This window comes from Daejeonella sp., from assembly GCF_049655485.1.
Taxonomy (GTDB): domain Bacteria; phylum Bacteroidota; class Bacteroidia; order Sphingobacteriales; family Sphingobacteriaceae; genus Daejeonella.
This window is the reverse complement of record NZ_JBASJU010000439.1, coordinates 1-21,298: the sequence shown is the minus strand read 5'-3', so window position 1 is coordinate 21,298 and position 21,298 is coordinate 1. Positions and strand designations below refer to the sequence as shown.

The following is a 21,298-nucleotide window of genomic DNA, read 5'->3' as shown; positions in this document are numbered from 1 at the left end:
CTGCAATATCTCTAGTTCACTATTTGTAGGCTTTATGTTCATAGTAATACGAATTGTTTCGTATACAATAATACGAACACTTTCGTATTATAAAAATTATTTGACATTTTTTAACATATACACTCCCATTTCTCCACTTAATAACTTTTTTCCACATCTCTTCTAAACCCTGAACAATCCCTTAACTTTAGGCCCTTACAACTGAGCCTTGTCTAAGAAAAGCGAACAGAAAGAAACCCCTTTAATGCTGCAGTATAATGCGATCAAGGCGAAATATCCTGGTGCATTGCTGCTTTTTCGGGTGGGCGATTTTTATGAGACTTTCGGTACAGATGCCGTAAAAGCTTCAGGCATCCTTGGGATTGTACTTACAAAAAGGGGCAATGGATCAGGTACGCATACTGAACTTGCTGGCTTCCCACACCATTCACTAGAGACTTATCTCCCCAAATTAGTACGCGCTGGCCAGCGTGTAGCCATTTGCGATCAGCTGGAAGATCCCAAGGCGACTAAAACCATTGTAAAGAGGGGAGTCACTGAATTAGTTACCCCAGGTGTTTCATACAGTGATAATATCATTCAGCAGAATACCAATAATTATCTGGCTTCCTTATATTTTGAAAAAAACTCCTTAGGGATCGCTTTTCTTGATATTTCGACTGGAGAATTTCTGGTAGCACAAGGTAATGCGGCCTATATCGATAAATTACTACAAAGCTTTAAGCCCAGCGAAGTTATATTTCAGAAAAGCCGTCAAAGGGATTTCATAGAAACATTTGGGGATCGGTTTTATACTTACCATCTGGATGACTGGGCCTACAGCGGCGATTACGCCAACGATTTTTTACTTAAACATTTTGAAGTTCAATCGCTAAAAGGTTTTGGAATAGAAAAATTTCCCTTAGCGATTACTGCTGCCGGGGTAGCATTGCACTATCTCAACGAAACTGAACACCGTAATCTTCAGCATATTTCTTCTATATCGAGGATAGAAGAGGACCGGTACATGTGGCTTGACCGCTTCACTATCAGGAACCTCGAATTAATAGGATCAGCTAACGAGAATGCGGTAAGCCTTGTTGACGTTCTCGACAAGACCTGTTCTCCTATGGGTGCCCGATTACTTCGCCGGTGGATAATAATGCCTCTTAAAGAGCTTAAACCTATTCAAGAGCGACTGGATGTAGTTGAATATCTCGTTTCGAATGAAGATTTGAGAGAAAAACTGCTTCATGAATTAAAGCAAATAGGGGATCTCGAACGACTTATTTCCAAAATTGGATTGTTGAAAGCAAATCCGCGGGAAGTCATGCAGCTGAAGAGAGCGCTATATGCAATTGCGAATCTGAAAGCTCATTGCGAAAATAGTGATAGTTATGCATTAAAAACTATTGCGGAAAAGCTGAACAACTGCACCCTTATACGCGATAAGATCGAGAAGGAGTTGAATCCGGATCCGCCGATTATGCTCATTAAAGGATCGGTAATAGCTGACGGAGTTGATGAAGAGCTGGACCGGCTGAGAAAGATCGCCTTTGGCGGAAAAGGATATCTTTTAGAGATCCAAAAAAGAGAAGCTGAAATTACAGGCATCCCCTCGCTTAAAGTTGCATTTAACAATGTGTTCGGCTATTATCTTGAAGTTACCCACACTCATAAAGATAAAGTGCCTTCTGAATGGCTTAGGAAACAAACCCTGGTTAATGCGGAACGGTACATAACGCCTGAACTTAAAGAATATGAAGAGCAGATTTTAGGAGCCGAGGAGAAGATACATGTGCTGGAGACCCGATTGTATAACGAACTCACCTTTGCACTTTCTGAATACATCAAACCCATACAATTAAACGCCCAATTAGTAGCTAAACTGGATGTTTTATTAAATTTCGCCGGGCTGGCTATTAAGAATTACTATGTAAAGCCTGAGATTAATGAAAGTCAGGTAATTGATATCAAAGGCGGCAGGCACCCGGTCATTGAAAAGAATTTGCCAACGGGAGAAGAGTATATCACCAATGATGTGTTCCTCGATAGTGAAAGCCAGCAGATCATTATCATCACAGGACCAAACATGTCGGGTAAATCGGCGCTATTGCGTCAGACGGGCTTGATTGTACTGATGGCCCAAATGGGCTGCGTTGTACCGGCAAAGGTCGCAAGTATCGGTTTAGTGGATAAGATTTTCACCCGGGTGGGTGCTTCTGATAACTTAACTTCAGGCGAGTCGACCTTTATGGTTGAGATGAATGAAACAGCGAGTATCCTGAATAATTTGTCAGAACGGAGCCTAATCCTAATGGACGAAATAGGCAGAGGAACAAGCACTTACGATGGGATTTCTATTGCCTGGTCTATCGCGGAATATCTCCATACACATCCTGTAGTAAAATCAAAAACGCTCTTTGCTACCCATTATCACGAGCTAAACGAATTAACCAACACTTTCAGCCGAATAAAGAATTTCAATGTTTCGGTTAAGGAAGTAGGAAACAAAGTTATATTCCTCCGTAAGCTAGTGCCGGGTGGGAGTGAACACAGTTTCGGAATCCATGTCGCCAAAATGGCTGGGATGCCTCCTAAATTAGTAAGTCGTGCTAACGATATCCTGAAACGTTTGGAACAAGAGCGGACAGGGGGGGAGGACATCAAAGAAAGCATGAAGAAGGTCCAGAAGCAGGCCTATCAGTTGCAAATGTTTTCAATTGACGACCCTGTTTTAGTAAAAATCCGTGATATGCTTAATAATCTGGAAGTTAATACCTTAACGCCTGTAGAAGCATTGATGAAATTGGATGAGATACAGAGGGTGTTGAAGGCGTAAGTAGGAACAAAGAACAAAGAGCAAGGAACAAAGACTGGGGAAGGCTATAAAAATTACGGCCAATGTCTTTGATCTTTGCTCCTTGTTCCTTACTCTATTCTATAGATCTTCCCATCCCCATACGAACAAACATACAATTCACTATTCGCATCTTCACCAAAAGAAGAGATTGTACCTTTATGTTTAATTAATAACGCATTTGTGTATTTGCCTTTCCCCCCTGGGCTGAGAGCCCAGATATTTCCGGTAACATAATCTCCGTAGATGTATTTCCCTTGCAGGGCTTTAACCTTTTTGCCCCTGTAAACATGTCCGCCTGTTACGGAACTACCGGTCTGCGGACCTTGACGATAGGACCAGACAGGCAAGATCATTCCTGCTGTGTCACAGTTTGCCTTTCCAAAGCAATCCTCCGCCTCCATGATATTCCAGCCGTAATTACCGCCTTTCTTTACGATATCAATTTCTTCGATTTTATTCTGGCCTACATCGCCCATCCAAAGCTCGCCTGTTACTTTATCAAAACTAAAGCGCCATGGATTTCGGATTCCATAGGCAAATATTTCAGCTCTAAACCCCTGGGAGTTTCCCTGGAAAGGATTGTCGCCTGGAATAGAATAATTCAAATTTCCTGATTTTTTATCCACGTCAATTCGGAGTATTTTGCCAAGAAGTGCCCCTTTATTTTGCCCATTTCTCTGCGGGTCGCCACCGCTGCCACCATCACCTACACCAATATAAAGAAAGCCGTCATTTCCGAAAGCTATTTTGCCCCCGTTGTGATTACTAAAAGGCTGCTTTATGGTTAAAATAACTTCTTCAGAAGCCGGTTCAGCACGATTGGGGTCGGTTTTACTTACCGTGAATCGGGAAATCACAGTTTCCAGGCCAGAGTTATTCCGGGTGTAGTTTAAATAAAACTGTCCGTTAGATTTGAACTTTGGGTGAAATGCCAGACCCAGTAGACCACGTTCCCCGCCGTCAGTTACTTTTGCTTCGATATCAAGGAACACTTTAGTCTCTTTTACCTCTGGTTTATTTGGAAATACGTGGATTTGACCACGCTGTTCCACTACAAAATTTCGGTTGCTTGCATCATTCGGGCTAAGGAATTCCACAGGCATATTGAAACTCAGTGCAGGAAAAGCATCCGTCAATTTTGTCTTCTGCTGAGTCCGGCTGCTTTTATTTTCTCCAAAAAATGAATCAGTATTAAGTTTATGGGATTGTTTCGCCTGCAGCAAGAATGCAGCACACAGAATGATGAAGAATAAAGAGAGGAGGAATTTGCGCTGAGAATTCATATGAAATAAGTTTTATGTTTAATATCTTAAACAATATAATTGTTTTAAAATAAAAAAGCCCGGTCAGTGACCAGGCTTTTAATATTTCTACCAGTTATTTACTGTGCTCTGCCAGTTCTTTTATCTTTGCTTCTACCGATTACATAACCAGTACCCGCTCCAAGAACTCCACCGATCACCGCACCACGTGCATCTTTTTTGTCAACCAGAACACCAGTAGCAGCGCCAGCAACTCCACCAATTACCGCACCCTTAGCTGCAGCACTCCAGCCTCTTTTTTTAGCTTCTTGCGGAGTAGTATACACTACATTACCATTGTCGGAAATATATGCAGCTCTGTTAGATGACCTTCTAGCAGTACTTCCAGAGCTGGTTCTTGATGAAGATGATTTTACACTAGCTCTCTCTTTTGCTATGGCAGCTGCAGCAATTTTTTCGGCAGCTTCTGCATTTTCAAAACTATCCAGTTTAGCTTTTTCTTGAGCAATCCTTATTGAATCACGGACTGCATTGGCACTAGCTACTTCGTCTGTCTTGTTGTTGCATCCTACAACTATTGCAGCAAATGCAAACCCTAATAAGATTCTTTTCATGTTATGTTTCTTAAGCAACGCATTAATATGCGATTACGACATACATTAACGAAAAATGATGCCAAACATTTTATATGTTGCGGTGTTGCAACAAGCTTGTATATTAGATTAAAGGAATTATGAGAGTGATAGTTAGGTCGTTTTTGACTTTTTACAGCAGCTTCTTCACGTTGAGCTTGATCATCAATATAATTTGCATTTCCATCATTATTACAAGCAACTTTCTTCTTTTCCCTAGTACATTCTGGTTCAGGGCAGTAGTTATGGCAATTATTTTCTATTTCATAAGCGACTACAAGCGTAAAGAATTCTATTATTACCAAAATTTGGGCGTGTCGAAACGTTTCCTTTGGATAGCGGCATATTCCCTTGACACGTTCTTATTTCTATCGGCGAACCTTATTATATACGTCATTCAATAAATATGATTCACACGCTGGAAGCAGATGGTATAGAATTAATTTTTTCTGGCCGAAAAGTACTGTCTGATGTATACCTAAAGTGCGAAACAGGTAAAGTAACAGGTCTTTTAGGCCGAAATGGTCAGGGTAAATCATGCTTAATGCAAATAATTTATGGGAGCCTTTCATCGGATATCAAGTCGGTACGGTTCGATGGCAGATACATAGCCAAGCCCTTTAAACATTCCGACATGCTGGTATACATGCCCCAGTTTAATTTTATACCTATCAAGTTATCCGTTGAACGTGTTTTTATGGATTTTGAATTAGCATTTGAAAATTTTGACATGCTGTTTTCCGGGCTCGGCATTTCTGTCAATTCCAGAATGGGGAGCCTTTCGGGTGGGCAAAGACGGCTAATCGAACTATATGTTATTATAAGAGCAAAGTCCCAATTTGCCATGCTGGATGAACCTTTCAGCCACATCAGCCCTGTCCAAATCGAGCAGATTAAAAAGCTTATTGAAATTGAAAAGCAGAAAAAAGGATTCCTTATTACAGACCATATGTTCCGCCATGTGGCAGACATTGCCGACAATATTTATCTTCTCGCAAATGGGAAGGTACATCTAACTTCATCTTTAGACGATCTGGAATATCTCGGTTACGCAAGATTGTAAGGCTTTATTCACACTATGTTTATAATCTTCTGTTTGACTTGAAATCCTTTTGCGGCACCTTAGTGGGATGATGAACATTCTGGGGAAAAAAACATTGTATTTTTTGTTAGCCTTAACTCCTTTGCTTTATACCTCCTGTAAAAGTAAGAAAATCCTTACAGATGCTTCTAAAACCCGCCCGATCAGCTCAGGAAGCCTTACAGAACGTTACGCTGCGATTCTAAAAGTGAAGGAGAAAGAGCTCGGCAATGAAAAGTTGTATCGTTTTATAGACAGCTGGATGGGAGTTCCCCACCGTAGCGGAGGGATGGATAAGAAAGGCGTGGATTGTTCCGGGTTTACGAGTATACTGGAAAAAGAGATTTATGACCGAACCGTCCCGAGAACAGCTCGTTCAATGGCCGGAATAGTGAAAAGGAAATATGAAGATGATCTGAAAGAGGGGGATTTGGTGTTTTTTGATTTCCAGGGACAGAAATTTAGCCATGTTGGCGTTTATCTCCATAACAACAAATTTGTCCACGCATCAACATCAAAAGGAGTGATTATCAGCGATCTAAAAGACCCCTGGTATTACAAGTCCTTTTCGAGAGCAGGAAGTATCAAAGATTAGATTATAAATCCGCGAGTATTTGTAAATTTGGGAATCATGCCCAAACCACAAGGCAATTACACATTCTGGACAAAATACAAGCGATTTGCCACCACGGAAATCCTGCTTTATCTGATTATGATTATTGGGATTACATTGGGGATTATTATTTTCGGCTAGAAAATACCTTTAAATAAATTTATATCCCGAATTCCTGCGTATTAGAAATGATTTTACGATGTTTGTCGCTTATAAGCTATGAAACTAAATCTTAAACGCCCTCTCGCATTCTTCGACCTTGAAACTACAGGCGTTAATGTCGCTTCCGACCGAATCGTTGAAATATCGATTCTGAAAGCTATGCCCGACGGCACCGAGCAAATTAAAACAATGAGGATCAACCCGGGAATACCTATTCCTTTGGAATCGTCATTAATCCACGGTATTTATGACGAAGATGTGAGCCGCGAGCCAACCTTTAAGCAGGCTGGAGAAGAACTGGCTCGTTTCCTCGATGATTGTGATCTTGCGGGTTATAACTCCAATAAATTCGATATCCCTGTTTTGATGGAAGAGTTCCTTCGTGCAGGTATTGATTTCGATATTGATAACCGGCATTTCGTGGATGTTCAAAACATCTTCCATCAAATGGAGCAAAGGACTTTGCGGGCCGCTTATCAGTTTTATTGTGGTAAAGTAATTGAAAATGCTCACTCAGCTGAGGCTGATATCAAAGCGACCTATGAAGTTCTGCTTGCTCAGATTGGGAAATATGAAAATCAGGACTGGGAAGATAAAAAGGGTGTGATTTCAAAACCTGTGCAAAATAACATCGAAGCACTGCACAAATTTACTAACCTAAATAAGCCAGTAGATTTTGCTGCCCGAATGGTTTACAACGACGAAGGTGTCGAGTTAATCAATTTCGGTAAGCATAAAGGCAGGGCAGTGGAAGATGTATTCCAGGCAGAGCCTAGTTATTATAATTGGATGCAGAATGGTGATTTCCCGCTTTACACGAAACGCTGCCTGGAAAAGATTTGGAAGCGTTGGAGCGCTAAAAAAGATGCACTGAGAATAGAAAAACAGAATCCACCCAAACCGGAACAAACACCCCGGCCACAGCCTAAAAAGATTGAGGAAGCAAAACCCATCGATACCAACATGCTTGAGCAGTTGAAGATGAAGTTTGGGAAGTAGGTAACAAGTTGACAGTTGAAAAGTGGAAGTGGAGGCCGTTTTCGGTTTTTTGGTTAATTAATTGGATAGAACGGGGCGGCAATTGGCCCTTCGTCACTTAGCAAAGCGTTTAAGATTTCTGATTTAAGAACTTTCTGCACGGACGCCTTTTTTCCATTTACCCAAACTTTATTTTGAACCAGGCGGATGCCATGGCTGTAATCAACATGAATGGTACTGTGCCCGTTATACAGCGGTTGTATTGGTTTGCCGTCTGGTTTATGCCACCCATATATCACCACTCGCAGCTCTCCTTTATCATTATAGATCCTGTTTGATATCACTACGTCTTTTTTGTTTCCAGCTACGAGACTGCCGAATGGGTGATTGTTGATGATTAACTTCCGCTGAGCGTTTACTATCTGATTATGCTTTTCAAATACCGGTATCGTAATCATTTGCGGCGAAGGAGGAATGGGCTCGGGCGTCATTTTAAGCAGTGCATTCTGATAAATCTGATTTGATATCTTTCGGGTAGGAAGGCTGGATTTCATTAGATTAGCCACTTTTTGCGCCAACTGAGGTCTCATAGGGCAATAGAAGTAATCATCATCAGATCCGATAGCTATGAAATCCGGGAGAACGAAATACCGGATAGTATGTATTTTCTCAAGATTTGAAATGGTATCCCTTATTTCCACCAGGTTACGGTAGAATTTGGGAATATTGCCGGACCTGATCTCATTAAAAATAATGAGCTCGCGGTTAGAAAGACTCAATGCGGAATCACTGATACTTTTAGAGAACTCAGTTCCACTCAAAGCGTTTGAAGCCCGTTTTCTTAGCTTTAACTCCTGACCAGTAGAAGTAAAACAGTGAATTGTCAGAAGACATAGTAGGATATACTTCATTATTACCTCTTATCCAGGCCTACCAGGTTTTGCATGAATGATTCACTTACGGGGATTGTAGACCCTTGAATATGTACCTGATGGCGTTCGATTCTGTCGATATTACTTACTGCTACCATGTAGGATCTGTGCGTTCTGATGAACTTGTCTTTCGGTAAAATTGCTTCCAATTCAGCGAAAGTCATGCGGGAAAGAAGACTCTTTCCCTTGACCACAAAATTCACATAATTTCCGGCAGCTTCCAGCCAAAGGATGTCAGTGAAATTCAATCTTTCCTGTTCATAACCGGTTTTTAAGAACATATAATCGGCTTTGCCACTCTTATTCCGAAGCTGGAATAGTTCATAAGCCTTATTACATCCCTTAACAAAACGGCTCAAGGAAAAGGGTTTGAGCAGATAATCAATAGCATCCAGTTCAAAACTTGTGACAGCATGTTCCGTGTAAGCCGTGGTGAAAATTACCATAGGTTTCTTATTGAGACTATTTAGGAAGTCGATACCTGATATATCCGGCATTTTGATGTCAAGGAAAATCAAGTCAATATCCTCCTTTTGTAAGTACTCCATTGCCTGGAAAGCATCGGTAAATTCCGCTTTCAGATTGAGAAAAGGGACCTTTGAAGCGTGGCTGCGCACAACTTCAAGGGCAAGGGGTTCATCATCAAGGGCAATCGCATTCATCTGCTAAAAGTAATATATTAAAAACTATTTGTTTGTCTGAATGGATTAGCCCTTTGTGCTTATTGTATATTATGGTATAATTTGATACTTCAGAGATTATTAATCTGCCGGCGTGTAATATTTCTTTGCCGGTTTCAATCACCACGCAAAACAATAACACCAACATTAACCTTTTCATTGTCAGTCTAATTGAATAGTGAGGTGCACAAAGAATTCCTTTCCGCTGTCCCTGATAGATAATTCATGGCGTGTAGGATACATCAGTCTCAATCTCTGTTGGACATTTGACAAACCTATTCCATTATTATCTTTTTCAGGATCATTGGCTGATTTTTCATGGATACTGTTTGAAATATCAAAGTATAAGGTTTTATCCTTTGTTACCAGGCTTATCCTGATATTTGACCGTTCCTTAAGGCTAATACCATGTTTGAAAGCGTTCTCTACAAAAGGAATAAGCAACATAGGGGCTATCTGTAGGATGCCCACGTGTTCCTCAATTTCTGTAATGATCGTGATATCCGGTGAGGACTGTGTACGCAAAGACTGCAGAGCAATGTAGTTGTTAAGATATTCTATTTCTCTGTTTAGTGAGATTTTCTCCTGCAAATTCTCATGAAGCATAAATCGCATCATGTCGCCTAGCTTTTGTATCCCTTCGGAAGTCCTTTCAGCGTTTTCCTGAAGTGAAGTGCCATAAAGAGCATTAAGGATATTGAATAGAAAGTGCGGATTGATTTGGGAACGCAGAAAGTTTAAGTCTGCCGCAGATCTTCCGAGTGCTGTCTGAAGCCCTTTTATTTCATAATCGACTGTCATGCGATGTTTATACACATACCAGGTAAGGGGAGCAGTAAATAGCAGTTGGAACACAACGTTAAAAAATGCGGTAACTATTGAAATTTCTTCCCGTTCATCAGATACCATAATGAAGAGAATGACGAATATTGGAAGGGAACTGAGCAGTGCAACCCAAAAGAAATTCTTTAAGTAGTTTCTGAATGGTTTTGCCGCCCGCTGGCTTCCAGGTAAAAGGAAATACATGGAATAACAATATAAAAAGATCCCAGCGAGCAGACAGGCTGACAAGGCGAGTACCGCTTCGGAAGATGCATGACTCATCAGCAAAAGAAATAATGCGATCATCCACACAATAAAGGCATAAATGCCATCTCTGGTGATCACCCGATATTTTGCCTGGATAAGCTCCGAATTCTCGAGCAAGTATACTGCCAGATACTTAATAATGTTATATAAGGCGAACATCATCATCAGCCAGAAAGAGAAAATTGCACTCTCCTGGAACATTTTCGCATACAGTTCTTCCTCACCATATTTACTGAAAAGGTATCCTCTCAGCCAGGTGTTTGTGGTCGCAAGTACCACACTGATCAGGTAGAATGTACCTAGAGCTATTAAAACATTCCTGGTGATGTTTTCTCTTCTGGTCAGCGGGGGTACGACAATAAAAGCCAGGAGCAGGTAACCCGAATAGAATGATATCAGACGTATCAGCGTAGGAAGAAAGTGGTTTTCAAAATACGAATAGTATTGTCCAGCCTCTCTGAATCTTTCGGAATCATAATTCAACTCTGTATCATGAATTGAACTTGATACCAGGAAAAATATGGAGAAGACAAACATGGTTGTCACCGCCCAATATTCTATTCTATTTATATCTGTAGGGCTCTTTAGGAAATTTTTCATTTTTCTATCGCTTAGTTTTTATAGTCCATAACTCTGCTTGCTGCCAGGCAGGGCTCTTGGCACTTGGTGTATTTCGTTGAAATTTATCAGATTTTATTGAGCGCTATTGGTAACATCATCGTTCCTGATACCTCTGGAATTTTTCTTTATTGTTGATTTTAATTTACCGAACTTATACGAAAGCGTTGAATTGAAACCTCTGTAAAATGTCTGGTTATTGCTGGTTTGGAAGAAGTCGGGGCCAAACGATTCCCTGATGTTTTTTCTGTATTTACTGAAAGGGTTGCTTGCCGATGCTGAAAAAGTAAGCTTGTCTTTAATGATGTCCTTATTTACGCTGAACGTAGCGCCAAAGAAGGTATTTGTCGAGCCCTGTACTGAAAGGTTCGGGCCGCTGAAATGTAGATTGCTGCTCGCACGCCAACCTTTGTCGAATCGATAGTTGATAGAAGAGGAAAGGTTATACATAAAGCCCTTATTCCGTACCAGTATATTATTGACCATTGCATGTACACGTCCGTGAGCCAGGCCACTGTTGAAACTGAAACTCATCGCTTTTGAAACCGGATAATTAATATTCATGTTCAAGGTAATCAGCCTTGCTCTGCCCGTATTGTCGTAGGAATTCTTGGTGATATAACTCACCGGATCGAAAACAGAAACCGGCATGATCAGGTCTTTGAACAGGCTATATCCAAGAATATAATTAAATGATCCTTTCTTTGATTTGCTGTAACCTAAAGTAAGGTTGCTTCCTACTGTTGGGTGCAAATTCGGATTGCCGCTTGACTCAAAATTTGGATTTGACCTGTCGACGAAAGGATTTAGCTGATATATTCCAGGGCGCTGTATCCTCTGGGAAAATCCAAGGTTTAAATTGCTCATGTTTTTCAATTTCCGGTTAACGCTGACCGAAGGAATAAGATTTAAATATTCTTGTCTGACCTGGGACTGGGTGGAAACAAAATCGGCATCTATGATGGTCTGCTCGAGCCTGAAACCTCCCCTAAAGCCCCAGTTTTTGGTATTGTATTGATAAGTGTTATAGGCGCCCAATACTTCCTGTGTATTATCGAAAACGTTGCTTCTTGCCGGATCCCGCACGAATTGGCCGTCGTTCGAATTAAAAGATAAAAATTGAAATTCGCTTTCGTTTTTTCTGCGTATTCCCTTAAGGCCTGCTTCGATGGTTAGCTTTTTGACTGGCTGAATATAGTCGACCTGGATTGTCTGTTCAGCTGAACCTCCCTGGTTAATCTGATTGTAATCAGAGAAATTATAGTTGAACTGGTTAGAACTTGTAAGCAGATTGTTTTGGCCATTGGTATAATCATAAAAGCGGTAGGAGAAGGTTAGCAATTGAGATTTATTTCTTTTGAAGCTGAGTTGATAGTTTAAAGAAAGATCCTTGCCATTGCCTTCCGTTTCATTGTTTCCTGACAAATTATAACGTTGAAGGCTCCCGGATTGATTGCTTAGCTCTGAGTTCTGGTTCGTAAGGCTTTCATTAGAATTGCCGTTGAGATTGAATTGCCCGGATATGAGATTCAAGCTGTCGATTTCAAAGCTTAGTTCGCCGCCGATGTAGCCATTTCTGCTATTTGATTCCCGGGTAATAAATTGAGACAAATTACTGGCATTGATACCCGAGGTTGTACGGATTGTACCGTTTTCTGTAAGTGGAATTTCGGCGGAATTCGCTCCTCCATATGCAGAGATCCCAAACTTACCTTGCTTTAAGGTGAAGGTCCCACCAGTTCCGGGGCCCCCAGCCGGAAAACGATGGCTAATGTTTAAAGAGCCGTTATAGCCATTGTCAACTTTTTTATTAGTTATAATATTGATTAGCCCGGCCACTCCCTCCGCATCGTATTTGGATGGCGGCGTTGTAATTACTTCAATATTCTGAATACTCGAGGCCGGCATGCTCTTCAAAATATCTTTGGCATTACGTTCCATCATGCTGGATGGCTTACCGTTTATGAGGATCTTGTAATTGGCATCGCCTTTAAGTAAGATATTATCTTCAGCATCGACTGAAAGTAAAGGCACCTTCCTCATGATCTCCAGCACATTATTCGTTTTGCTTTCAGGATCAGCTTGCAAATCGTAGGAAATTCGATCTACTTCCTGTTTGATGATTGGTTTATCTGCCAGAATTACAACTTCTTTAAGCTGATTTGTTCTGGTGGAGATCATTATTCTATCCAGATCTTTAATTCTTGCGATTTCATTAAGCTCAACCGCAATAGTTTTAGTTTGATATCCGACCGAAATAACAGACACCAGATATTTTCCGGCCTTCAAACCAGAAAAAAAGAAAGATCCGTCTGGTTTTGAAAGCACAGACTTGATGGCTACGTTTTTATCTGTTTTTAATCCGATGGTGGTATAATCCATAGGCTTGTTTGTGACAGAGTCGGCTGTTATACCCTTTATTTCATATGAAGGCTCTGTGGTCGTCTGCGCAATGAGGCTGAAACTGATGCAGCAGAGCAGAAGTAGTAAAAATGGTTTCATTGTTTTTAAGTTTAGAAGCTTTACTCTTTTTAGAAAGTAATTATGAAACAATGTTACCGCTGCTGAAGCTCTTAGGCTAATAAATGTGACGGGAGGGGGGGGAAATGTGACGAATGAGAAGTTGTACGTATAACTTACCGAAGGAAGTCAATATTCCTTTTCAGCCCACTAAACTTTGTTCTTTTTACAGCGGAGTTTTTAAAGACTTTGCTAAAGGTGTCCTGGGTGATCTCCTGCCATTCTTTGTAGTCCATTCCAAGGAGGTCTGGCTTGGGTTTAAAGGCCGGTTCCGTATTCAGTACGGAGAATTTGTTCCAGGGACAGACCTCCTGACAAATATCACAGCCAAACATCCAGTTTTCCATTTTCCCTTTGAATTCAGCTGGTATTTCGTTCTTAAGTTCGATTGTCAGGTAAGAGATGCATCGGCTTCCGTCGACAACATAAGGAGCTACTATAGCATCCGTCGGACAAGCATCAATACATCTGGTGCAGGTTCCGCAATGATCCTCGGTGGGAAGCAGGTCGTATTCTAATTCCAGATCGGTGATAAGCTCTGCTAGAAAAAAGAAGGATCCAGTCTTCTTGTTTATGAGATTGGAGTTCTTACCAATCCAGCCGAGGCCTGATTTTTGGGCCCAGACTTTATCCAGAACAGGGGCAGAGTCAACAAATGCCCGGCCGTTAACTTCGCCAATATGTTCCTGGATTGATTCTACCAGGCATTTCAGTTTTGCTTTGACTACTGAATGATAATCTTCCCCAAAAGCATAACGGCTTATTTTTGGCGCTTCCGGATCCAATTGCTGCTGATCAGTGAAATAGTTTAAAGAAAGGGAGATCACCGATTTTGCTCCGTCAACCAGTTTAGTAGGGTCAAGGCGTTTGTCGAAATGGTTTTCCATGTATGACATTTCGCCATGGGCACCGTTGTTCAGCCAGGTTTCGAGTCGTGGTGCTTCGTCTTCCAAAAAGCCAGCTTTAGATATACCGCAAGACAAAAAGCCTAATCTATTAGCTTCTGCCTTAATAAAGGAGGTATATTCTGTTTTATTGATCATTGCAGCGCAAAGATAAAAAATAGGATAAGAGCAATGGCACTGACAGACAGTTAAATAGTTAACCCAAGGTTAACTTTATTTTAATTTACAGCGTTTATTTTGCTTGTGGTATAGCTTTTGTTAGTAAGAGCCATATAAAACCATACAACATGAATTCAAACTTTCTAAAACTTTCAGCGCTTGCTTTTGGACTGATCGCCTCTTCCGAAGCATTTGCACAGGATGCACCGGCAAGTTCGCCAGTAGTACCTAAAATCTTTTCCCCGTCAAGTGCATTTAGCACCTGGTCTTTCGGAATTAACGCAGGTGTACTTGCCCCGACGGTTATTGCAGGCAAGAACGATTTTACTAGCTGGAAAGCCGATTTAGGATATGGCGCTTACATTAAGAAACAAATATGGCCTGCGTTTGGCATCCAGGCAAACTTCCTTGGAGGTAAACTCAATGCAGACAATTCAAGACCTTTGGGTAATGGATCTGCGCCTGTTAGTCCATTCTCAAGTTACGAAACTGCCGTTAATTACTCTGGAAGCTTAAATGCTTATTTGAGCCTTGCTAATATTTATTGGATGAACAGAACAAATGTAGTTCAGCCATACATAACAGCTGGTTATGGTTTAATGGGCTACGATGTTGAGCTTACAAGTGGCACCAATACAAGTCAGTTCAGTAATGAAACGATTCGCGAAGCATTTATTCCTGTTGGTACAGGTTTAAAGTTTGGTATCTCAAACAACCTAATGCTTGATTTAGGATATCAGATGAACTTTGTTGATGGTGATAATCTGGATGGCTACCGTTCAGGTCCTCAAAGTGATAAATTCTCTTACACTCACGTAGGACTTGAGTTTGCACTTGGCGGTAAAAGTAAACCACAATTATCCAGCTACAATCCGGTTGCAGCTTTAGAAGCTGATTATATCGCACGTAATGCAGCACTTCAAGCCGATCTTGCTGCTGAAAGGGCAAAATATGCTGCACAGATGGCTCAAATGAACACTGACTGGGCTCGTTTCAAAAATGATTCAGATGGAGACGGGGTATCGGATTACTTCGATAAATGTCCTAACACCCCTGCTGGAACGCAAGTAGATGGTGCTGGTTGCGAACTTAAAATCACAAGTACAACTGTCAATCCGGTTCGTGTTATTGTAACTGAAGAAGACAAAAGAGTCGTAGCTGAAGCAATCAAGAATCTAGAATTTGATTTCGGAAAAGCAACGATCCGTTCAACTTCATATGCGAGCTTAAACAGAGTTGCTGATCTTTTGAAATCTAAAGACTTTAGCTTGAAATTAGCAGGTCACACGGATAATGTAGGTAGCGATGCAGCTAACCTGAAATTGTCTAAAGACCGTGCAGAGTCTGTTAAATCATACCTGGTAAGTCAGGGAGCTAACGCATCACGTGTTGAGGCTACAGGTTACGGTGAAAGCCAGCCGATATCTTCAAACAATACGGCTTCTGGACGTCAGAATAACCGACGTGTAGAGTTTACACTGTACTAGAAGACGGTACTGTTATTTAATAAAGGGCTCTCCGGTTTGGAAGAGCCCTTTTTTATGACAAAGTATAATTAGGAAATTTGGAAATTAGGAAATGGGCGGGGTGGTCAGCTTGTTGTAGAAAGTCAATTTGCTAATTAACTCATTCTCAAATTTGCTAATTTCCGAATTTGCTCATTTGCTAATTTACTCATTATCCTTCCCTAGAATAATGTACCACCCCCAGATTTAATTCTTCCCAGGTGCTTATAGGCTATCTCCGTACATTCCCTACCTCTTGAAGTACGCATAATATATCCTTCCTGTATCAGGAATGGTTCATAGACTTCTTCAATCGTTCCTTCTTCTTCACCAACTGCAGTGGCGATGGTTTTTAATCCTACTGGCCCTCCTTTGAACTTATCAATGATAGTGATAAGAATTTTATTATCCATCTCATCCAAACCATGCTCATCCACGTTAAGGGCGTTAAGGGCATACTTTGCAATTTCTGTATCGATACTGCCATTGCCTTTAATTTGAGCAAAATCCCGAGTTCTTCTGAGCAAGGCATTGGCAATTCGGGGTGTGCCGCGACTCCTTCTTGCGATCTCGTATGCGCCTTCATCTGAAATTGCTGTTTTTAGGATCTGAGCCGAACGAAGTACTATAGTGGTTAATAGTTTAGCATCGTAGTATTCAAGTCGGCTGTTGATGCCGAATCGTGCGCGTAGGGGGGCGGTTAGTAAACCAGAACGCGTGGTTGCTCCAACCAGAGTAAATGCATTAAGAGAGATTTGAACCGATCGAGCGTTTGGGCCAGTTTCAAGCATGATATCGATCTTGAAATCTTCCATTGCAGAGTATAGGTATTCTTCTACCAGGGGGCTTAATCGGTGTATCTCGTCGATGAAAAGGATGTCTCCTTCCTCCAAGTTGGTAAGGAGCCCGGCAAGATCCCCAGGTTTATCCAGTACAGGGCCTGAAGTAATCCGGATATTCACACCCATTTCATTCGCAATAATATGCGAAAGTGTCGTTTTTCCTAATCCCGGAGGCCCATGCAATAAAACATGATCTAAGGCTTCCCCACGTAGCTTTGCTGCCTGAACAAAGATCTTAAGATTGGAAAGTATTTTATGCTGTCCGGTAAAATCCTCAAAAGCCTGCGGACGCAGCACTTTTTCTATCTCCCGTTCAACAGGTGTAAGATTTTCATCTCCGGGATCAAGATTTTCGTTCATAGGATTGCTATTGAAAAAGGAATTGTATGGTCGTGTAAATATAAAATTTCAGACCGAAATTATTAGTTTGTTATACTGCGTTGCTGAGGTCGGGAGTAATCCCTGAAAAAGCTACTGAGTTTAATTTGAATAACGCCCAGGAAAGCCTCGCGAAAGATTTTGGTGCTCATCTTGGACGTACCCTCTGTTCGGTCAGTGAATATAATAGGAACTTCTATCACATTGAAGCCGTATTTTATAGTAGTAAACTTCATTTCAATCTGGAAAGCGTATCCGATGAAACGGATGCGGTCAAGAGGGATAGTTTCCAAAACGAGGCGCTTGTAACACTTGAAACCGGCGGTAGCATCCTGAATATTAATTCCAGTGATGAGTCTCACATATACTGATGCAAAGTACGACATTAATACCCGGCTCATTGGCCAGTTCACCACATTCACACCCTTAATATACCTCGATCCGATAGCAAGATCAGCACCATTGATACAGGCAAGTTTCAGCCTCGAGAGATCGTCAGGATTGTGTGAGAAGTCGGCATCCATCTCGAATATATAATCATACCCGCGTTCGATTACCCATTTAAATCCTTCAATATAAGCAGTACCAAGGCCGAGTTTTCCTTTTCGTTCCAGGATATGAAGCATTCCCTCATATTCATTTTGAAGATGTTTAACTATATCAGCGGTCCCATCGGGCGATCCATCATCAACAACCAGCACATGAAATACTTCCGCCAAAGAAAACACCTTTCGAATAATATTTTCGATGTTTTCTTTTTCGTTATAGGTGGGTATAATGACGATGCTGTCTGAAGTCACGAATTAGGGGTTTGAGAGGGCGAAGATAGGAGTTATACGTTATACGTTCTAAGTTTTACGTGTTAAATTCCGTTAAAACAGATAGCCGGCGCTGTTATAAAAGGACCGGCTATCAATTAATGGATTAAAGCAAGTTTAAGCTGTCGCTTTCTTCCCCATGGTTTCCTCAGAGAAATCCTCTGCTCCATGTGTCAATCGTTTCAGCGGTTCTTTAATAGCAATTACTAATCCTCCTATTATTGTACAGAAAATTGCAATTCCCGTAAAGATTTCAAGTTCACCTGCCGTTTGCGACCATACGCCCACCCATGCTGCTGCATAGTTTCCAAGGCCGGTAGCTGCAAAAAAGACACCCATCATAATCGAAGCATATTTAAGTGGAGCCAGTTTAGTGATAAACGAAAGGGCAACCGGCGATGCGCATAGTTCTCCAACCGTGTGGAAAAGATAAGCGAGAACCAGCCAGTACATAGCGGAAGAACCTTCAGACTCGTGCTGTAAGGAAGCTGCAGACATGAAAAGGAAACCCCATCCCATGATCACCACACCTATAGCTATTTTGAATATCGATGATGCTTCTTTGCCATTCTTTTTCCAATTGTACCAGAAAGCAGCTACTGGAATCCCCAGTGTGATAATAAAGAAAGCATTCACAGATTGGAACCAGGTTGCTGGAACTGTAAAGTTTAAGAAGCTAATTACCCGATCGGTTTTCTCAGATGCATACAGGTTCATTAATCCCCCGGCCTGCTCAAAAGATCCCCAGAACACGATAATCATCAGAAAAGACAATAGCATTACTTTTACCCTGTCTTTTTCTATGCTTGTTAAAGGTTTGCTCTTAGTAACCTGATCTGCTGCTGAAAGTTCCTTAGTAGCTTCACCCACACCTTTCAGGTCACCATGGCCGAGAATAAATATTACCAGACCGATGGCCATTCCAATGCCTGCAAGGCCGAACCCATAATGCCAGCCCATCGTTTCACCTACATATCCGATAATGATTCCTGCAAGGAAAGCCCCTACGTTGATCCCAATGTAGAAAATAGTAAACCCTTTATCTCTTCGGTCATCGCCTTTTGGATAAAGTCCACCCACCATAGTAGAAATATTTGGTTTCAAACAACCAACTCCGGCAATGATCAATCCCAGGCCAATATAAAAGGCAGTGATGTTCTGAACAGCAAGTATACTATGTCCGACAACCAGTAGCGCACCGCCGAGAATCACCGCTTTTTTCTGGCCGATAAATTTGTCTGCAATAATGCCCCCTGGAATTGAAGAGAGATATACTAAGAATGTGTAGATACCATACAATTTTAACGCTTCGCTGCTTGTCCAGCCGTAACCGGGGTTTTCTCCGTTTACTGAAGAAACCAGAAAGAGGACCAATAGTGCCCTCATGCCATAAAAACTGAATCGTTCCCACATTTCCGTCAGGAATAGTACGTACAATCCGCGCGGATGTCCAAAGAGTTGTTTTTGCTGAATTTCCATATTTAGGTTAGTAGTTGGTTAGTAAATTTGGTTAGTTGTTATTTGGTTAGGGGTTAGTTAGTAGTAGTAAGATATTATTTGGTTAGGTGTTCATTTATTAAGATTACTGCCTTGACACAATAAGTGGAAGTCTTGCTTCCTGGCTCTTGTCTCTTGGTTCATAATTGACTAAAAGTTCAATTATAATTAAATTTTGGCTAAAATTGATGCTTTATATATCTGCTATAAATTAAATCCTCCTAAATGACAGGTCAAATCCCGTTAATTACCAATGATGCAATAGTACTCGGATTGTTAATGAGTATCCTGGGACTCGTATTCTGGTCAGCAGAAAGCAAGGTTCCTTTTTTTGTAAAGTTCTATAATGTAGTTCCCCCGATACTTCTTTGTTATTTTCTGCCGGGCTTGCTCAACTCCTTCGGGGTAATATCAGGTGAAAAGTCTTCACTATATACAATCTCATCCCGGTATTTGTTGCCGGCCAGTTTGGTTTTATTTACATTAAGCCTTGATTTAAAGGAGATTTGGAAGTTACGGAAGAAAGCGGGGCTCATGTTTTTGACTTCAACGGTGAGTATTTTACTTGGCGGGCCTATAGCTGTCCTGATCATTTCGCTATTCGCTCCAGAAATTGTAGGAGGAGTAGGACCGGATGCCGTATGGCGTGGCCTGGCTACCGTGGCCGGGACATGGATAGGAGGAGCGGCAAACCAGGCGGCCATGTTTGAGATATTTAAACCAAGTGCAGATCTGTTTTCAGCAATGGTGACCCTGGACGTGGTTATTTCTTATACCTGGATGGCCCTTTTACTGTATGGTGCTAATCAAACCGTTCGGATAAATAGATGGCTTAAGGCCGATGACAGCTCAGTAAATGAGATTAAAGAAAAGATTGAAGCCTACCATTTGTCGACAATGAGAATCCCCAGTACGCCGGATATCATCTTGATACTGGCTGTCGCATTTGGCGTCACCGGAATTGCCCACCTTGGCGCGGATAATATAGCACCATGGATTACTGAAAATGCGCCCTATTTGAGCAAGTTCAGTCTGACCTCGGGGTTTTTCTGGATAGTTATTATCGCAACTACCATAGGAATGATTCTATCCTTTACCAGGATGCGGAATCTTGAAGCCGCTGGAGCATCCAGATTAGGGAGTGTTTTACTTTATGTGCTTATTGCTACCATTGGTATGCAGATGAATATCATGGCAATTTTTGAGAACCCGGGAATCCTGGTAGTAGGTATTGTCTGGATGATGATCCATGCTATAATAGTGATCATCGTGGCAAAACTCACCAAGACCCCATTCTTCTTCCTGGCTGTCAGCAGTATGGCAAATATAGGCGGCCCCGCTTCAGCTCCAGTAGTAGCAAGTGCTTTTCACCCATCTTTAGCTCCGGTAGGGGTGTTGCTGGCGGTATTCGGTTATGTTGTAGGAACTTATGGGGCTTATGTTTGTGGTTTGTTGATGCAAGGGGTGGCACCTTAGATCAGGTGAAAGGTGAAAGGGGAAAGGTGAAACTGAACTGAAAGCGGAAAACTGAAAGCTGAAAGTGATCGCATTTGAGTAACGCGGCTCCGTAATGAACCTGCCTCTACCTTTCAGTTTTCAGTTTTGAACTTTCAGCTTTTTCGGGTCATTAAAATTATCATCCTGGTCTGTGGGTTGGTTAGCCACCTTGAGGTCTTCTACAAGGCGCCATCTGCCATTGGCCAGACGATAGCCGTCGTAGGAGAAGTCAGGGCCGTAGAGCTCGAAATTTCCTTTCAACCTGTCGTCAGGAGGGGCGAGGTGGTC

The 21,298-nt window shown here is 41.6% G+C and carries 17 protein-coding genes and 1 pseudogene; 7 read left to right on the top strand and 11 right to left on the bottom strand.

Annotated elements, in window-relative coordinates:
• The first annotated feature begins 244 nt into the window (after positions 1–244).
• Entirely contained in the window at positions 245–2,821 is a 2,577-nt protein-coding gene (gene mutS, locus WBJ10_RS17615; protein ID WP_424292676.1) for a DNA mismatch repair protein MutS, read from the top strand.
• A gap of 89 nt (positions 2,822–2,910) precedes the next feature.
• Here the strand turns inward: mutS and WBJ10_RS17610 are convergent, their stop codons facing one another.
• A complete protein-coding gene (locus tag WBJ10_RS17610) occupies positions 2,911–4,125 on the bottom strand; it encodes a PQQ-dependent sugar dehydrogenase (protein WP_424292674.1) in 1,215 nt (404 codons plus the stop codon).
• A 98-nt stretch (positions 4,126–4,223) separates the two neighbouring features.
• Positions 4,224–4,718 carry a glycine zipper domain-containing protein gene (locus tag WBJ10_RS17605; RefSeq protein WP_424292672.1) on the bottom strand — a complete coding sequence of 165 codons (495 nt, stop codon included), beginning with the start codon at positions 4,716–4,718 and terminating at the stop codon, positions 4,224–4,226.
• Between the two features lie 424 nt (positions 4,719–5,142).
• Between WBJ10_RS17605 and WBJ10_RS17600 the strand changes: the two genes are divergently transcribed.
• The 4 genes from WBJ10_RS17600 (at position 5,143) to WBJ10_RS17585 (ending at position 7,591) form a co-directional block, all read left to right on the top strand.
• The gene (locus WBJ10_RS17600) at positions 5,143–5,799 is read left to right on the top strand and encodes an ATP-binding cassette domain-containing protein (protein ID WP_424292670.1); all 657 of its coding nucleotides are present in this window, start codon (positions 5,143–5,145) and stop codon (positions 5,797–5,799) included.
• A 67-nt stretch (positions 5,800–5,866) separates the two neighbouring features.
• A complete protein-coding gene (locus WBJ10_RS17595) occupies positions 5,867–6,412 on the top strand; it encodes a C40 family peptidase (RefSeq protein ID WP_424292668.1) in 546 nt (181 codons plus the stop codon).
• Between the two features lie 36 nt (positions 6,413–6,448).
• Positions 6,449–6,571, top strand: coding sequence for a hypothetical protein (locus WBJ10_RS17590; RefSeq protein ID WP_424292666.1), 123 nt, complete (start codon positions 6,449–6,451; stop codon positions 6,569–6,571).
• A 78-nt stretch (positions 6,572–6,649) separates the two neighbouring features.
• Positions 6,650–7,591, top strand: coding sequence for an exonuclease domain-containing protein (locus tag WBJ10_RS17585; protein WP_424292665.1), 942 nt, complete (start codon positions 6,650–6,652; stop codon positions 7,589–7,591).
• 53 nt (positions 7,592–7,644) lie between these two features.
• On the opposite strand, the gene WBJ10_RS17580 is transcribed toward WBJ10_RS17585, so the two are convergent.
• The 5 genes from WBJ10_RS17580 to queG all read right to left on the bottom strand — a co-directional run bounded on the left by WBJ10_RS17580 (position 7,645) and on the right by queG (position 14,452).
• The gene (locus WBJ10_RS17580; protein ID WP_424292663.1) at positions 7,645–8,481 is read right to left on the bottom strand and encodes a hypothetical protein; all 837 of its coding nucleotides are present in this window, start codon (positions 8,479–8,481) and stop codon (positions 7,645–7,647) included.
• Between the two features lie 2 nt (positions 8,482–8,483).
• Positions 8,484–9,164 (bottom strand): LytR/AlgR family response regulator transcription factor, encoded by a 681-nt coding sequence (locus tag WBJ10_RS17575; RefSeq protein WP_424292661.1) that lies wholly within the window; start codon positions 9,162–9,164, stop codon positions 8,484–8,486.
• Positions 9,165–9,344: 180 nt separating this feature from the next.
• Positions 9,345–10,871 carry a sensor histidine kinase gene (locus WBJ10_RS17570; protein ID WP_424292659.1) on the bottom strand — a complete coding sequence of 509 codons (1,527 nt, stop codon included), beginning with the start codon at positions 10,869–10,871 and terminating at the stop codon, positions 9,345–9,347.
• A 93-nt stretch (positions 10,872–10,964) separates the two neighbouring features.
• On the bottom strand, positions 10,965–13,391 hold the full coding sequence (locus WBJ10_RS17565) for a beta-sandwich domain-containing protein (RefSeq protein WP_424292657.1): 2,427 nt from the start codon (positions 13,389–13,391) through the stop codon (positions 10,965–10,967).
• A 134-nt stretch (positions 13,392–13,525) separates the two neighbouring features.
• The gene (gene queG / locus WBJ10_RS17560; protein WP_424292655.1) at positions 13,526–14,452 is read right to left on the bottom strand and encodes a tRNA epoxyqueuosine(34) reductase QueG; all 927 of its coding nucleotides are present in this window, start codon (positions 14,450–14,452) and stop codon (positions 13,526–13,528) included.
• 149 nt (positions 14,453–14,601) lie between these two features.
• Between queG and WBJ10_RS17555 the strand changes: the two genes are divergently transcribed.
• The gene (locus WBJ10_RS17555; protein ID WP_424292653.1) at positions 14,602–15,960 is read left to right on the top strand and encodes an OmpA family protein; all 1,359 of its coding nucleotides are present in this window, start codon (positions 14,602–14,604) and stop codon (positions 15,958–15,960) included.
• Between the two features lie 200 nt (positions 15,961–16,160).
• Here the strand turns inward: WBJ10_RS17555 and ruvB are convergent, their stop codons facing one another.
• From ruvB to WBJ10_RS17540, 3 genes are all read right to left on the bottom strand, one after another.
• Complete coding sequence (gene ruvB, locus WBJ10_RS17550) at positions 16,161–17,180, bottom strand: Holliday junction branch migration DNA helicase RuvB (RefSeq protein WP_424292651.1); 1,020 nt, start codon at positions 17,178–17,180, stop codon at positions 16,161–16,163.
• Positions 17,181–17,242: 62 nt separating this feature from the next.
• Positions 17,243–17,998 (bottom strand): polyprenol monophosphomannose synthase, encoded by a 756-nt coding sequence (locus WBJ10_RS17545; protein ID WP_424292649.1) that lies wholly within the window; start codon positions 17,996–17,998, stop codon positions 17,243–17,245.
• 135 nt (positions 17,999–18,133) lie between these two features.
• Positions 18,134–19,495: a peptide MFS transporter gene (locus WBJ10_RS17540; RefSeq protein ID WP_424292647.1), complete on the bottom strand. Its 1,362-nt coding sequence runs from the start codon at positions 19,493–19,495 to the stop codon at positions 18,134–18,136.
• A 243-nt stretch (positions 19,496–19,738) separates the two neighbouring features.
• Between WBJ10_RS17540 and WBJ10_RS17535 the strand changes: the two genes are divergently transcribed.
• Positions 19,739–20,989, top strand: a complete 1,251-nt coding sequence (locus WBJ10_RS17535; RefSeq protein ID WP_424292645.1) for a DUF819 domain-containing protein — start codon at positions 19,739–19,741, stop codon at positions 20,987–20,989.
• Positions 20,990–21,109: 120 nt separating this feature from the next.
• Here WBJ10_RS17535 and WBJ10_RS17530 read toward each other — a convergent pair.
• Positions 21,110–21,298 (bottom strand): annotated as a pseudogene (locus WBJ10_RS17530) (hypothetical protein); the annotation flags it as partial.

What these genes read in the sequence shown, in the direction of transcription:
- mutS (WP_424292676.1), top strand. Translation starts at nt 245, where the DNA reads ATGCTGCAGTATAATGCGATCAAGGCGAAATATCCTGGTGCATTGCTG.
- WBJ10_RS17610 (WP_424292674.1), bottom strand. Translation starts at nt 4,125, where the DNA reads ATGAATTCTCAGCGCAAATTCCTCCTCTCTTTATTCTTCATCATTCTG.
- WBJ10_RS17605 (WP_424292672.1), bottom strand. Translation starts at nt 4,718, where the DNA reads ATGAAAAGAATCTTATTAGGGTTTGCATTTGCTGCAATAGTTGTAGGA.
- WBJ10_RS17600 (WP_424292670.1), top strand. Translation starts at nt 5,143, where the DNA reads ATGATTCACACGCTGGAAGCAGATGGTATAGAATTAATTTTTTCTGGC.
- WBJ10_RS17595 (WP_424292668.1), top strand. Translation starts at nt 5,867, where the DNA reads ATGATGAACATTCTGGGGAAAAAAACATTGTATTTTTTGTTAGCCTTA.
- WBJ10_RS17590 (WP_424292666.1), top strand. Translation starts at nt 6,449, where the DNA reads ATGCCCAAACCACAAGGCAATTACACATTCTGGACAAAATACAAGCGA.
- WBJ10_RS17585 (WP_424292665.1), top strand. Translation starts at nt 6,650, where the DNA reads ATGAAACTAAATCTTAAACGCCCTCTCGCATTCTTCGACCTTGAAACT.
- WBJ10_RS17580 (WP_424292663.1), bottom strand. Translation starts at nt 8,481, where the DNA reads ATGAAGTATATCCTACTATGTCTTCTGACAATTCACTGTTTTACTTCT.
- WBJ10_RS17575 (WP_424292661.1), bottom strand. Translation starts at nt 9,164, where the DNA reads ATGAATGCGATTGCCCTTGATGATGAACCCCTTGCCCTTGAAGTTGTG.
- WBJ10_RS17570 (WP_424292659.1), bottom strand. Translation starts at nt 10,871, where the DNA reads ATGAAAAATTTCCTAAAGAGCCCTACAGATATAAATAGAATAGAATAT.
- WBJ10_RS17565 (WP_424292657.1), bottom strand. Translation starts at nt 13,391, where the DNA reads ATGAAACCATTTTTACTACTTCTGCTCTGCTGCATCAGTTTCAGCCTC.
- queG (WP_424292655.1), bottom strand. Translation starts at nt 14,452, where the DNA reads ATGATCAATAAAACAGAATATACCTCCTTTATTAAGGCAGAAGCTAAT.
- WBJ10_RS17555 (WP_424292653.1), top strand. Translation starts at nt 14,602, where the DNA reads ATGAATTCAAACTTTCTAAAACTTTCAGCGCTTGCTTTTGGACTGATC.
- ruvB (WP_424292651.1), bottom strand. Translation starts at nt 17,180, where the DNA reads ATGAACGAAAATCTTGATCCCGGAGATGAAAATCTTACACCTGTTGAA.
- WBJ10_RS17540 (WP_424292647.1), bottom strand. Translation starts at nt 19,495, where the DNA reads ATGGAAATTCAGCAAAAACAACTCTTTGGACATCCGCGCGGATTGTAC.
- WBJ10_RS17535 (WP_424292645.1), top strand. Translation starts at nt 19,739, where the DNA reads ATGACAGGTCAAATCCCGTTAATTACCAATGATGCAATAGTACTCGGA.